Raw genomic sequence first — 14,464 nt, forward strand, 5'->3', positions numbered from 1 at the left:
AGTGTATCAAAGCACTTTACCAATTTCTTATCCGTTGCCTATTCTCATGCGAGTTTCTTTTAATCTATTTGTAGTCAATTAAATACCTTCAGACTACATCAAATATAGTAAAAAAATCACAACAGACAATCCTTACCGTTTCGGCCGGACCTTTTTCAGGTGAAATACGATCTCGGCCCCCCGGGCTATATCGCCGTGACGCAGCCAGGGATGCTCCAGACGACGTCCGTCGAGCGTGATATAATCCACCTCATTGCGCTCCGCAGACAAACCGGGAGCCTTCACAACCAGTTTTCCCCCATTCTCCATTGTCAGAACCGCCTCGGGAATACCCGGTGTAAAAAGGTAATAGAGATCCTGTCCGGCATTGGGGAAAAGTCCCATCGACGTAAAGACGTACCATGCCCCCATGGCACCGCTGTCCTCGTTGTCCGGATAACCCCGCGTCAGCGAAAAATCCTTTTCACGCAAACGGTGCACGTAACGGGCCGTCAGATCGGGGCGTCCGCAGTGATGAAAAATGAAGGGCGACAAAAAGCCCGGTTCGTTCGTCAGATTGATCAGGCGGTTGTCGAAGCCGTAACAAAGCCGCTCCGCCATCCGTTCGGGACCGCCGCACAGCGAAATCAGACGTTCGAAATCATGCGGAACGAAAAGCGTATAAATCCAGGAATTCCCCTCGTAGATATACTCCAGCCAGGAGCCATAGTGTTTGGCAGGGTCGATGTCGATCCATTCGCCGTTTTCTCGTCTCGGAGCGATGAAGCCCTTGAATCCCCGGCTTTCCAGCTCCGGATTGAAGATCCTGTCCCAGTTGCGCGAACGTTTCCGCAGCAACTCCGCATGCTCCGCATCGCCGACCATCGCCGCCACTTCCGCGGCGCAGAAATCATTATAGGCGTATTCCATTTCGTAGCTGCAACTCATGATCGCACCCGTTTCGGGCTGCCATCCCAGACGCAGATAGTCACCGCTCCGCCCGCTGAACGCATGGTATTTGATCAGTTCATACGCCCGGAGCGGATCGAATCCCTTTACCCCCTTGACCATCGCATCGGCGATAACATTATCCACATCGTCACCACCCTGCTTCTTCGGACCGTCCCACGAACTGGTAAATGTCGGCTGACACATTCCGTTATGCGCATAACGATCGATGAACGAATTAACCGTCCGGGCCACATAGCTCTCCTCGAGAAGGATCATCAGCGGATATTTGGTCCGCCAGGTATCCCAAACGCAGTAATGATCATCCAGATGAGGCATGTCGCTCTCCCAGCGGGGATTGTCACCCGTCCGGTCGCGCGGCATGACATGACTGTGGTAAAGGGACGTATAAAACAGCTTCTCCTGCTCGGGAGAGACACCTCCGATACGTATTTTACCCAACGTGCGGTTCCAGATACCTTTGGCATCGGCGCAGATCGCATCGAAACTGCGGCCGACGGTCTCCTTTTCCAGAAAAGCGAGCGCATTACCGGAATTTTTAAGCGAAATCCCGACATCCAGCCGCACGTGTTTCACACCGTCAGGCAGACTGATCTGCGCATACAGCGATTTCTCTCCACCGTCGGAAATCTTCACTTCGCTCGGAGCAACGTTCAGCTTTACAGCAAAATACACCTCATAGGGAAGCTTGCTGCCGAACCCGCCGTAATAGCGTCCGAATCCCGTCAACAAGGATTCCCTGGCATCGTAACGGATTTCGCCGCCTTGAAAACGCCCACCGACGAAAGGTACGATGTGCTGGGTCAGATTATGAGCGATGTCCAGCAGGATATGCTGATCGTCACCCCCCGGAAAGGTCATCCGGTACACCGCGCAATGATGGGTAGGGGTGATTTCAGTCCGGATTCCATACCGGTCGAGCGTCACGCCGTAATAATAAGGTGTCGCCTTTTCGTCCGACTTCGGAGAGTCGTGCCCCTCCTCCGAAGGATCAAATCCTACCTGGGGAGAGAGGAATACCTGTCCGTAACGCCCCCAACCTGTTCCTGAAACATGCAATTGCCCGAATCCCCGGATCGGTTGTGCCGGATCGTAACCGTCATGCCCGCCTTTCGGAGTTTGCGGAGAGGGATTGGTCGAGCCGTGGGGAAGCTGCGGTCCGATTACACAACTGCTCCGGCCATATACACCCATAAACATATCGACCCGGTCCGCCGGAGCGACAGCATAACACAACGTGTTGAAACAGAATATAAAACCAATTAATGAAAGTACCTTGATACGCATACGCTAAAATTTCGCCACAACAATATGTATTGATAAACTTCAATATGTTCATGCAAATAAACGCAAAATATCTGAAAAATCAAACAATATGTTCGAAATATCAAAAATACGGACCTAAAAACATACAGAATCACTCCGAAGAAGATGTCCGAATCTACTATTTCGCAACCGGAGAATCGACGAATAACCCACGGCCTGACGACACGCAAGCGTATTCCGCCGAGATGTCCTCCGTCCTGCTTCATCAAAAAGCAAATGCCCGGCCGCTCCTGCGAGCAGCCGGGCGCTTGTCACCGACCGGGGAAAGGTTATTCGACCAGCTGGAAGGGGGCATCCGCGTCGCCGGTCCACCGGTAGAGACGAACGGTACTGCTCTGCTGTTTGGTCTCCTTCGAACGGGCGTTCTGCGAAATGTAGAAATAGCCGCCGCCGAGCGGGCACAGGCCGGTCGTTCCCCATTTGAAATCCCAGCCGTAAATGCCGCCGGCCGATTTCCCGGCGGGAACCAGCGAGAGCACCTCTCCCTCGGTGGGCGTATCGAATCCCTGCAAAAGTTCTTTGCGGGCGGGTTTGCCGCCATCGATCACAAAGAGCGAATAGTTCGGATACTGCAATTTCTTGCCCTTGTAAACCGCCGCATAGCAGTTGCCCGACGCAGGGTCATAGGCCAGATTCTGAATTCCCCACGAGGTATTGCCCGTGCGGACGAAATATTTGTGGTCGGGCGCCGCAGGACCGCTTTTGTGCAGACTGCCCTGCGAGAGCGGCTGCTCGAAACGCTTCCAGTCCTTCGTGTCGTAGGCCAGCAGCACCTGGTAATCGTTGTCCGTGCGCAGCGTATCGCCGTAAACGCCATAGGCCACATAGAGATAATCGCCGCCCTCCTTCGTCCCGAACCGGGGCGCGAAGGTCACGCCGTCGATGCCCGAACAGCCGAACCGGTGCTCGACCGTCCGTCCGCCGTTCTCCGCCGTTGCGAAATAGTCGTCGACGGCCTCCCTGATATAGACCGTGGTCATCACACGATCCTTTTCGGCATCCATGTCCGGGCGCGTGATGCGGTCCACGTCGAAAATGGCGACGTAGAATCCCGTCTGGTCCTTTTCGTCTTCAGGCGCCACCTGCCCGGCGTCGAGCGTCCTGCGGATGCCCTTGCCGATCGCATCGTCCTTGTATTCCAGCGAGCCGTAAACGCGGCCGTCGGCAGGATTCATCGTCAGGCAGCCCAGATGACCTGTCATGCCGTCCACGCTGCCTATCAGGTTGCCTTCGAGGTCCATCTTCAGCAGTTTGGTCGTGAAGGAGAAATAGATGTAACCGCGTTCGAGATCGACGGCAATGCCCTGTACATGGAACGGGCCTTGTTCGCCCGAGCAGATTTCGCGCGGCAGGTTACGCAGATCGGGAGCGTTTTTCGTCCGGTTGGTGCCCGACGGGCAGGCCGTCAGCAGCAGTGGAACGATCAGCAAAGGAAGCAGACGTTTGAGGTTCATCGGAAGTTTTTTTACGTTAGTATCGGATTTATTTGCTTTTTCGCAACAAATATAAGCAAAAGCAACCGAAAACACAACCGAAAATACAACAAAAGAAAGAATCCTCCGCCCGGTCAGGCGGAGGATTTTCACATTCAGACGTTCGCGACGAACTCTTCGAGGGCGGCAAGATCGACCGCCAGCGGTTCGGAGGATTGCGGCCGTTGCGTCAGCCATTCGAGCCGCTCCGGAAGCGGGACCCGCGCTCCGGTCACCGACTCGATGACCTCCCCGAACTTGGCGGGATGCGCCGTGGAGAGGTAGAAGCCCGGGCGATTCAAAGCCATCGAAGCCGCATAGCCGACCGCGCTGTGAGGATCGGAGAAATAGCCGTGACGCTCATACAGCTCGTCGATCGTCCGGCGGATGCAGGCATCGTCGCAGCGGAATCCCTCCAGTTCGGCGCGCAGCATCTCCGGATCGCCGTCGCAGAGCCACAGCATCCGTTCGAAATTGCTCGGTGCGCCGACATCCATCGCATTGGCCGGGGTCCGCACCGACGGCCGCGGACGGTAGACGCCCGTGCGGATGAACTCGGGCACGACATCGTTGACGTTCGACGCGGCGACGAAGCCCCCGACAGGCAGCCCCATACGCTGCGCCAGCATACCTGCGGCGAGGTTTCCGTAATTGCCGCTCGGCACGACGACGACGGGACGGTCGCCGCCCGTGGCCTGCCGCCACTGACAATAACCGTAGAAATAGTAGAACGCCTGCGGAATCCACCGCAGCAGGTTGATCGAATTGGCCGACGTCACCCGCCGCCGCTGGCGGAACGAGGCATCGGCGAACAGCTCCTTCACGAGGCGCTGGCAGTCGTCGAACGTCCCGGCGACGCGCAGCGGATGGATGTTGCCGCCCAGGGCGGTCATCTGGCACTCCTGCAGGCGGCTGATCTTCCCCTCGGGATAGAGCACCACGACCTCGACGCCCGGAACGTTATGGAACCCGTGCGCCACGGCGCTGCCCGTATCGCCCGAGGTAGCCGTAAGAATCACCAGTTTCTCCTCCGCGGCGCCCAGCAGGCCGGTCATCCGGCCCATGAACCCGGCGCCGAAATCCTTGAAGGCGCAGGTCGGACCGTGGAACAGCTCCAGCGTATAGCGGCCCCTGCCGACCACGCGCAGGGGCACGGGGAAGTCGTAAAGGCCGTCCAGTTCCCGCTGCACGGCCTGCGGATCGAAATCGCCGTCGAAGAACAATCCTGCCAGATAACCCGCCAGCGCCGGGTAAGACTCGGCGGCCAGGCGTTCCGCCACGGCCATATCGGCCTGCGGAATCCGTTCGGGGACGAACAGCCCTCCGTCGGGGGCCAGCCCCATCATCGCGGCCTCGCGCAGCGAACAGCCGTGCGCCCGTTCCCGATCTCTCGTACTGTAATAGTTCATCGTCCTTCGTTTTTGCTATTCGACAACCCGCGCCCCAGCGTTCGACACGCGGCCCGCATAGATGTTACACCCGATTCCATGCCCTTCGAAATGCCGCTTCATCTCCTCGGAAATCCGCACGGCAGCCTCGTAGCTTGAGGCCAGCGCGAAGACCGAGGGGCCAGATCCGGCGATGTTCATGGCCAGCGCGCCCCCGGCCAGCACACGCTCCTTCAGCGCGTCGTACCCGGGGATGAATCCCTTGCGGTACGGCTCCGCCACGACATCGTGCATCGAACGGCCGATCAGCGCCACGTCCCGCAGCGCAAACCCGGCGACCAGTCCGCCGACGTTGCCCCACTGCTCAACGGCATCCGACAGGGGAATCTGCTTCGGCAGGACCTCGCGCGCCTCCTTGGTGCTGACCACGATGCCGGGATGTGCCACGGCGTAGAAAAAGTTGTCGGGCACGGGCAGCCGCACGATATCGAAGGGCCGGTAACCGCGGACCAGCACCACGCCGCCCAACAGCGCCGGACCGACGTTGTCGGCATGGGGCGTACCGCCGTTCAGCGCCTCGCCCATCATGGCGAATTCCACCAGCTGCTTGCCCGAGAACGGGCGGCCCAGCAATTCGTTGACGCCGTAGACGGCGGCGGCCGACGAGGCGGCGCTCGACCCGATGCCGCTGCCGGGAGCGATCTTTTCGAGAATCTCCACCTCGACCCGCACCGGACGGCCGTAGGCTTCGAGCAAAGCCCGCACGGCAGGCGTAATGACGTTTTCCTCCACATTTCCGGGGAGTTCCACCCCGCTGCGGTTACGGATTTCGAATCCCTCGGCGTTTTCCGCAACGCCCACTTCCAGCACGTCGCCCACGCCGTCGAGCGTAAGCCCCATCACATCGAAACCGCACCCCAGATTCGCGACCGTTCCCGGCGCGAAAACCTTACTATGTTTCATACCAATTTTTTTGATGAATTGAACTACCGTTGTCTGATTTTCTGCTTCCGCTCCGGCAGCCTTGGCCGGAATGTGCACACGCGGGTATGCGGACGGAATATTGACTACTGAACCCCCACGGGGGTCGTGGTAGTCGTCGCGGTAGTTGTAGTGGTCGTGAAGATACCGGTATAAGCACAAGCGACGGGATTGCCGATAAATCCGCAACCTCGCCCAGTCGTCGTGTTATGCCGTTTGGTAACCATCATCGGCAAATATAAAACAAATATTTTAATAATCCAAATCCATATAACAATTTGTAAGCGGCCCACAGCTGCACGGACAGCCCTTTATATATATAGGAGTAGTACAAAAGGGCTGCAAAAATAGTTCCGGGAATAAAAATGAAAGCCGTTCGGCGCATACCAACCGGGCCACAGAAGGAAAACGCCCGTAAACTGCATCCGGAAGCCAAAATACAGGTTTCAGATTGTAAGCAAACACGAACTGCCACGCACAGTTGAGAACTTCAGAAAAGAATCTGCTTTCGGACTGTTACAATATTAAATTTTTTTAGGAAATTATTTGTTCAACTGATTTAATATCCATATCTTTGCCATAGTCAGATAGAAAGCACCCGGCATAACAAGCGGACTTGCCCTGCACGCGGATGCACTGTCGCTGAAAACAAACAAACACGGAAAACCGGCTATGAACGCCCTGAATCATTCGAATATTCACGTCATTACCCTGCTGCTCGTCGTCCTTCGGAGATAACGGGAGAAAGGTGGCGTGCATAGTTGATTGAAAATAAAGCCTTTCTCCCACCGGGGAAAGGTTTTTTTGTTGCAGGACCGGACCCGGCAGGAGACTGAAACGAAAACGGAAAGATGAAACACACACTCAAAAGCGCCGTCACCACGACGGGCCGCCGGATGGCGGGAGCCAGAAGCCTCTGGCGCGCCAACGGCATGCGCGAAGAACAGTTCGGCCGGCCGGTCATCGGCATCGCCAATTCGTTCACCCAACTCGTGCCGGGGCACGTACACCTGCACGAAATCGGACAATATGTCAAACAGCGCATCGAAGCCCTCGGGTGCTTCGCCGCGGAGTTCAACACCATCGCCGTCGACGACGGCATCGCCATGGGCCACGACGGCATGCTCTACTCGCTGCCTTCGCGCGAGATCATCGCCGACAGCGTCGAGTACATGGCCTCCGCCCACAAGATCGACGCGCTGGTCTGCATCTCGAACTGCGACAAGATCACCCCCGGCATGCTGATGGCCGCCATGCGGCTCAACATCCCGACGGTCTTCGTCTCGGGCGGGCCGATGGAGGCCGGAAAATTTCAGGGCCGCAGCGTCGACCTGATCGACGCCATGGTGATGGGGGCCGACGAGACGTGCAGCGACGCGCAGATCGCCGAGATCGAGCGCTGCGCCTGCCCCGGCTGCGGATCGTGCTCGGGCATGTTCACGGCCAACTCGATGAACTGTCTGACCGAGGCGCTGGGTCTCTCGCTGCCGGGCAACGGCACGATCGTCGCCACCCACGTCAATCGCCGCCGGCTGTTCGAGGACGCTGCGGCGCTCATCGTCCGCAATGCCGAACGTTACTACTTCGAGGGCGACGAGCGGGTGCTTCCGCGTTCGATCGCCACGAAGGCCGCCTTCGAAAACGCCATGTCGTTAGACATCGCCATGGGCGGCTCGACCAACACGGTCCTGCACCTGCTGGCCGTGGCCCACGAGGCCGGCGTCGATTTCACGATGCAGGACATCGACCGCCTTTCGCGCCGGGTCCCGGTGCTCTGCAAGGTCGCCCCCAACTCACACTACCACATCCAGGACGTCAACCGCGCCGGAGGCATCTTCGCCATTCTGGGCGAGCTTGACCGTGCCGGACTGCTCGACACCTCGGTCCTGCGCGTCGACGGGCGCACGCTGGGCGAAGCGATCCCGGCCTGCGACATTCTCAACCCGGCAGCCGCCGACGCCGCGCGACGCCGCGCGCTCAGCGCCCCGGCAGGCCATTACAGCCGCGAGCTGGGCGCACAGCACTCCTACTACGAAGAACCCGACACCGATCGCACGGCGGGCTGCATCCGCGACGTGGAGCACGCCTATTTCCGCGACGGCGGACTGGCCGTGCTGACGGGCAACATCGCCCGGCAGGGCTGCGTCGTCAAAACCGCCGGCGTGGACGAAAAACTGTTCGTCTTCCGCGGCCCGGCGCGCGTTTACGAATCGCAGGAGCAGGCCATGAACGGCATTCTCGCCGACGAGGTGCAGCCGGGCGAAGTGGTCGTCATCCGCTACGAAGGCCCCAAGGGCGGCCCGGGCATGCAGGAGATGCTCTACCCCACGTCGTACCTCAAGTCGAAACACCTCGACAAGGCCTGCGCGCTGATCACCGACGGGCGTTTCTCGGGCGGAACCTCGGGGCTTTCGATCGGCCACGTCTCGCCGGAAGCCGCCTCGGGCGGAGAGATCGCCGTCGTCCGCACGGGCGATGAGATCGAGATCGACATCCCCGGCCGCTCGATCCGCCTCGCGGTCGACGACGCGGAGATCGCCGCCCGCATGGCCGCACAGGAACGCTTCCGCCCCGCCGGCCGCGACCGCCGCGTTCCGGCGTCGCTGCGTGCCTATGCCCGGCTGGTCAGCTCGGCCGACAAAGGCGCCGTACGTATCGTCGACGATAACGAAGAATAAAAAAACGGACCCGCAATGAATACCTCTCAAACACTCCGTCCCGAAGAGCGACGCGCGGCCTCCGACCCCTCGATGACGGGATCGAAGGCCCTGATCGAATCGTTTCTCCAAGAGGGCGTCGAAACCGTTTTCGGCTATCCCGGAGGCGCGATCATCCCCGTCTACGACGCGCTTTACGACTACTGCGACCGCCTGCGCCACATCCTCGTGCGTCACGAGCAGGGCGCCGTGCACGCCGCACAGGGCTATGCCCGCGTCAGCGGCCGCGTGGGGGTCTGTCTGGTGACCTCGGGTCCCGGCGCCACGAACACCGTGACGGGGCTGGCCGACGCGCTGATGGACTCCACGCCGCTGGTGCTCGTCACCGGACAGGTCGGCTCCGCGCTGCTGGGCACCGACGCCTTTCAGGAGACCAATTTCGTCGGCATCACGCAGGCCGTCACCAAATGGAACTGCCAGGTCAAGCGCACCGAGGACATTCCCGCGGCCATCGCCAAGGCCTTCTACATCGCCCGCTCGGGCCGTCCGGGTCCCGTCGTGGTCGACATCACGAAGGACGCACAGTGCGGAACAGCCCCGTTCCGCTACGAAAAAATCACCTCGATCCGCAGTTACCTCCCCTCGCCCGCACCCGATGCGGGACGCATCGACCAGGCCGCACGGCTGATCGACGAGGCCCGCCGTCCGCTGGTCATGGTGGGTCAGGGCGTCATCCTGGGCAACGCCGAAGCCGAGCTGCGGGCGCTGCTCGACAAGAGCGGCATGCCCGCCGCCTCGACCCTGCTGGGCCTCTCGGCCCTGCCGACCGACCATCCGCAAAACGTGGGCATGCTGGGCATGCACGGCAACTACGGACCCAACATCAAAAACCAGGAGTGCGACCTGCTCGTGGCCGTGGGCATGCGCTTCGACGACCGCGTGACGGGGAACCCGGCTCATTTCGGCGCCAACGCCAAGGTGATCCACCTGGAGATCGACCCTGCGGAGATCGGCAAGATCATCCCGGCCGACGTGGCGGTCGTGGGCGACGTGAAACGCTCCCTGCCGCTCCTCACCGAGCGTATCCGCAAACGCGACCACAGCGAATGGATCGCAGGGTTCAGGACCTGCGACAAGATCGAATACGAAGCCGTCATCCGCAAGGCCGTGCACCCCGCCGAGGGGCGTATCCGCATGGGCGAGGCGGTCGCCGCCGTGGCCCGGGCCTACCGTAACGACGCGGTGCTGGTGACCGACGTGGGCCAGCAGCAGATGAACGCCGCGCGCTATTTCGGATTCCGCCGCACGCGCAGCATCGTCACCTCGGGCGGTCTCGGAACGATGGGATTCGGACTTCCGGCGGCCATCGGGGCCAAACTCGGAGCGCCCGACCGCGAAGTGGTGCTCTTCGCCGGCGACGGCGGTCTGCAAATGACCATTCAGGAACTGGGCACGATCTTCCAGTCGCACGTTCCCGTGAAAATCGTTCTGCTGAACAACTCGTTCCTCGGCATGGTGCGCCAATGGCAGGAGCTGTTCTACGACCGCCGCTACTCCTTTACGGAGATGGTCAATCCCGATTTCGGGCTGATCGCCCGCGGCAACGGCCTTGCCTACCGCTGCGTCGAACGGCGCGAGGAGCTGGACGAGGCCATCGCAGCCATGAAAGCCTCCGAAGGCGCCTTCCTGCTGGAGGTGCGCGTCGAGGGCGAAGAGAACATTTTCCCGATGGTCCCGGCGGGCGCCCCGGTATCGGAAATCCGGTTCGAGTAAAACGAAACAGCGTATGGAACAGGAATACATCATCACCGTATTTTCGGAGAACAAGGTGGGCCTGCTGAGCCAGATCACCACCGTCTTCACCTGCCGCGACGTCAACATCGAGAGCCTCACGACCTCGGAATCGGCGTTGCAGGGCATTCACAAATTCACCATCGTGGTCCGCACCACGCCCGACCAGGTAGACAAACTCGTGCGGCAGGTCGAGAAGAAGATCGACGTGCTGAAGACCTTCGTCTACACCCCCGAGGAGGTCGTGCAGCAGGAGATCGCCCTCTACAAGGTGACCCGCAGCCGCAACGTCGAGCAGCTGGTGCGCAAACACAACGTCCGCATCCTGGAGATCGACGAGGACTACATCGTCGTCGAGAAAACCGGGCACAAGGCCGACACGCAGGCGCTGTTCAGGTTGCTGCAACCCCACGGCGTCCAGCAGTTCGTGCGCAGCGGCACGGTGGCCATCATCAAGTCGCGGCGCGAGCTGCTGAACGAATACCTCGAGGAGATCGACCGTTTGAGGGCCGAATCCAACGAAGAAGGCAACAAAGACGAAAAATAACTTTCAGATCGTATAACAAACTTAAAATCACGAAAACTATGGCAAAGATCAATTTCGGCGGCGTCGAAGAGAACGTCGTAACCCGCGAGGAGTTCCCTCTGAAAAAAGCGCTCGAAACACTCAAGGACGAGACCATCGCCGTCATCGGCTACGGCGTGCAGGGTCCCGGACAGTCGCTGAACCTGCGCGACAACGGATTCAGGGTCATCGTGGGCCAGCGCGAAGGCTCCAAAAGCTGGGACAAGGCCGTGGCCGACGGCTGGGTTCCGGGCGAAACGCTCTTCGGCATCGAGGAGGCCGCCGAGCGCGCCACGATCATCCAATACCTGCTCTCCGACGCCGGGCAGATCGCCGTATGGCCTTCAATCAAAAAGCACCTCACGCCGGGCAAGGCCCTCTACTTCTCCCACGGCTTCGGCATCACCTACAAGGAGCGCACGGGCATCGTACCCCCGGCCGACGTGGACGTGATCCTGATCGCCCCGAAAGGCTCGGGAACCTCGCTGCGCCGCATGTTCCTCCAGGGCCGCGGGCTCAATTCGAGCTACGCGGTATTCCAGGATGCCACGGGCCGCGCCTTCGAGCGCGTCGTGGCGCTGGGCATCGGCGTGGGTTCGGGCTACCTGTTCGAAACCGATTTCAAGCGCGAGGTCTACTCCGACCTCACCGGTGAGCGCGGCACGCTGATGGGCGCCATCCAGGGCATCTTCGCCGCCCAGTACGACACGCTGCGCGCCAACGGACACACCCCCTCGGAAGCCTTCAACGAAACGGTCGAGGAGCTGACCCAGTCGCTCATGCCGCTCGTGGCCGAGAACGGCATGGACTGGATGTACGCCAACTGTTCGACCACGGCCCAGCGCGGCGCACTCGACTGGTGGAAGAAATTCCGCGACGCCACGAAACCCGTTTTCGAAGAGCTGTACAGAGAGGTGGCCGCCGGCAACGAAGCCCAGCGTTCGATCGACCTGAACAGCAAACCCGACTACCGCGAGAAACTCAACGAGGAGCTGCGCGATATGCGCGAAAGCGAGATGTGGCAGACCGGCGCCGTCGTGCGCAAACTGCGTCCCGAAAACAACTGACACAAGGCAAGGGTCCTGAAAAAGGCCGGCGGCAGCAGTCGCCGGCCTTTTCCGCGCAATTCGGTTTTGCTCCCGTTCAATTTTTATGTATCTTTGTCTGCCGGAACACCGACAATCCAAACAAAACTACTCAATATGTACAGCCATGACAACCGGGTGGTCATCACCCTCGACGCCGGCGGCACGAACCTCGTGTTCGGCGCCATGCAGGCCAACAAATTCATTGTGGAGCCGATCACCCTCCCGTCGCATGCGGAGAACCTCGACAAATGCCTCGCGGCGATGGTCGAAGGTTTCCAGGCCGTCATCGACCGCCTGCCCGAAAAACCCGTAGCCATCAGCTTCGCATTCCCCGGCCCGGCCGACTATCCGAACGGCATCATCGGGGGCTATCTTCCGAACTTTCCGTCGTTCCGCGAAGGCGTGGCGCTGGGTCCGTTCCTCGAAGCGAAATTCGGCATCCCGGTATACATCAACAACGACGGCGACCTGTTCGCCTACGGCGAGGCGCTGGGAGGCGCGCTGCCCGAGGTGAACGCCCGGCTCGAAGCGCTGGGAAGCCCCAAGAAATACAAAAACCTCGTCGGCTACACCTTCGGCACGGGCTTCGGCGTAGGGCTGGTGATCGACAACCGGCTGAACCGCGGCGACAACTCGTGCGTCGAGACCTTCTGCCTGCGCCACAAGAAGATGCCCGAGGTGATCGTCGAGGAGGGCGTTGCCGTGCGCGCCATCAAACGCGTCTACGGCGAGGCGTCGGGCAACGTGAACCATAAGTTCGAACCCAAGGAGATTTGCGAAATCGCCGACGGGAAACGTCCGGGCGACGCCGAAGCCGCCCGGAAGGCTTTCGCCGAACTGGGCGAGATCGCCGGCGACGCCATGGCTACGGCCGTGACGCTGGTGGACGGACTGATCGTCATCGGCGGCGGCATCACGGCAGCCCGCAAGTGGATCATGCCCGCCCTGCTCAATGAGCTTCGCGGCAAGATGCATACCATCGGCGGCGAGGAACTCAACCGCGTGCAGATGAAGGTCTACGACCTGGACGACGAAACGGAGTTCCGCCAATTCGCCAAGGGCGCGCAGCGGCCCCTGAAAGTCTACGGCACGGACCGCTACGTGGCCTACGACCCGCAGAAACGCATCGGCGTCATGGTTTCGAAACTCGGCGCGAGCCAGGCCATTTCGGTCGGCGCATACGCTTTCGCTTTGAGCCAGCTCGACGCAGAGAACGCATAAAAGTATATCGACCATGTATAAATTTCAACCGATTCTGAAATCCCTGATCTGGGGCGGCGAGAAGATCGCCCCCTACAAAGGGATCGCCACCGACCAGCGCAACATCGGCGAAAGCTGGGAACTTTCGGGCGTCAAGGACAACGAATCCGTCGTCGCCGAAGGTCCCGAGGCCGGGACGACGCTCCCGGAGCTGATCGCCCGCCACGGCGCCGCACTGCTCGGCAAAGCCAACTACGAACGCTTCGGCGAGGAGTTTCCGCTGCTGATCAAGTTCATCGACGCCCGGCAGGACCTCTCGATCCAGGTGCACCCAAACGATGAACTGGCCTGGGAACGCCACAAATCCAAGGGCAAGACCGAAATGTGGTACGTGGTGTCGGCGGATAAGGACGCACACCTGCGTTCGGGCTTCTCGAGACAGGTGACCCCGGCCGAGTACGAGGCCAGCGTCGGAGACAATACGATCACGGACATTCTGGCCGACTACAAGATCGCACCGGGCGACGTATTCTTCCTGCCCGCGGGACGCGTGCATTCGATCGGCGCAGGGTCGTTCATCGCCGAAATCCAGCAGACCTCGAACATCACCTACCGCATCTACGATTTCAACCGCCGCGATGCCAACGGCAACACCCGCGAACTGCACACCGAACTGGCGAAGGGCGCCATCGACTACACCGTGCTGCCCGACTACCGGACCCATTACGAGCCGGCGCAGGACACGCGCGTGGAACTGGTGTCGTGCCCCTATTTCACCACGTCGCTCTACGATTTGACCCGCCCCGAGACACTCGACCTCGCGTCGCTCGACTCGTTCGTCGTGGCGATCTGCATCGAGGGCCGCGGCACGCTCACCGACAACAGCGGCGCAACGGTTCCGGTGCACCAGGGCGAAACGGTCCTGATTCCTGCTTCGGCCCGTTCGCTCGCCTTCACGCCCGACGGCGGCATGAAAATCCTGACGAGCTGGATCGGCTGACACGCCCGCCAATTCCAATAAAAAAGCTCCGGTCTGCAATCGCAGACC

Annotated in this window: 10 protein-coding genes; 6 read left to right on the forward strand and 4 right to left on the reverse strand. The window is 60.4% G+C overall.

Going from position 1 to position 14,464, the window contains the following annotated elements:
- Window positions 1–132 precede the first annotated feature (132 nt).
- From ACGHP5_RS01470 to ACGHP5_RS01485, 4 genes are all read right to left on the reverse strand, one after another.
- The gene (locus tag ACGHP5_RS01470; protein WP_337771504.1) at window positions 133–2,235 is read right to left on the reverse strand and encodes a GH92 family glycosyl hydrolase; all 2,103 of its coding nucleotides are present in this window, start codon (window positions 2,233–2,235) and stop codon (window positions 133–135) included.
- Window positions 2,236–2,543: 308 nt separating this feature from the next.
- A complete protein-coding gene (locus ACGHP5_RS01475) occupies window positions 2,544–3,728 on the reverse strand; it encodes a hypothetical protein (RefSeq protein WP_390567881.1) in 1,185 nt (394 codons plus the stop codon).
- 134 nt (window positions 3,729–3,862) lie between these two features.
- Window positions 3,863–5,155, reverse strand: a complete 1,293-nt coding sequence (gene thrC, locus ACGHP5_RS01480; RefSeq protein WP_390567882.1) for a threonine synthase — start codon at window positions 5,153–5,155, stop codon at window positions 3,863–3,865.
- 15 nt (window positions 5,156–5,170) lie between these two features.
- Window positions 5,171–6,097: a homoserine kinase gene (locus ACGHP5_RS01485; protein ID WP_390567883.1), complete on the reverse strand. Its 927-nt coding sequence runs from the start codon at window positions 6,095–6,097 to the stop codon at window positions 5,171–5,173.
- Between the two features lie 869 nt (window positions 6,098–6,966).
- On the opposite strand from ACGHP5_RS01485, the gene ilvD reads away from it, so the two are divergent.
- The 6 genes from ilvD (at window position 6,967) to ACGHP5_RS01515 (ending at window position 14,416) form a co-directional block, all read left to right on the forward strand.
- Entirely contained in the window at window positions 6,967–8,793 is a 1,827-nt protein-coding gene (gene ilvD, locus ACGHP5_RS01490; protein WP_015546321.1) for a dihydroxy-acid dehydratase, read from the forward strand.
- Window positions 8,794–8,808: 15 nt separating this feature from the next.
- Entirely contained in the window at window positions 8,809–10,545 is a 1,737-nt protein-coding gene (ilvB, locus tag ACGHP5_RS01495) for a biosynthetic-type acetolactate synthase large subunit (protein ID WP_390567884.1), read from the forward strand.
- A 13-nt stretch (window positions 10,546–10,558) separates the two neighbouring features.
- On the forward strand, window positions 10,559–11,110 hold the full coding sequence (gene ilvN / locus ACGHP5_RS01500; protein ID WP_337755898.1) for an acetolactate synthase small subunit: 552 nt from the start codon (window positions 10,559–10,561) through the stop codon (window positions 11,108–11,110).
- 38 nt (window positions 11,111–11,148) lie between these two features.
- The gene (gene ilvC / locus ACGHP5_RS01505) at window positions 11,149–12,195 is read left to right on the forward strand and encodes a ketol-acid reductoisomerase (protein ID WP_290531704.1); all 1,047 of its coding nucleotides are present in this window, start codon (window positions 11,149–11,151) and stop codon (window positions 12,193–12,195) included.
- A 135-nt stretch (window positions 12,196–12,330) separates the two neighbouring features.
- On the forward strand, window positions 12,331–13,437 hold the full coding sequence (locus tag ACGHP5_RS01510; protein WP_337755897.1) for an ROK family protein: 1,107 nt from the start codon (window positions 12,331–12,333) through the stop codon (window positions 13,435–13,437).
- A gap of 13 nt (window positions 13,438–13,450) precedes the next feature.
- Complete coding sequence (locus ACGHP5_RS01515) at window positions 13,451–14,416, forward strand: type I phosphomannose isomerase catalytic subunit (RefSeq protein ID WP_390567885.1); 966 nt, start codon at window positions 13,451–13,453, stop codon at window positions 14,414–14,416.
- Window positions 14,417–14,464 lie beyond the last annotated feature (48 nt).

Origin of the sequence: Alistipes sp. i18-0019-D1, assembly GCF_042852885.1 — a bacterium.
In the GTDB taxonomy this organism is placed as follows: domain Bacteria; phylum Bacteroidota; class Bacteroidia; order Bacteroidales; family Rikenellaceae; genus Alistipes.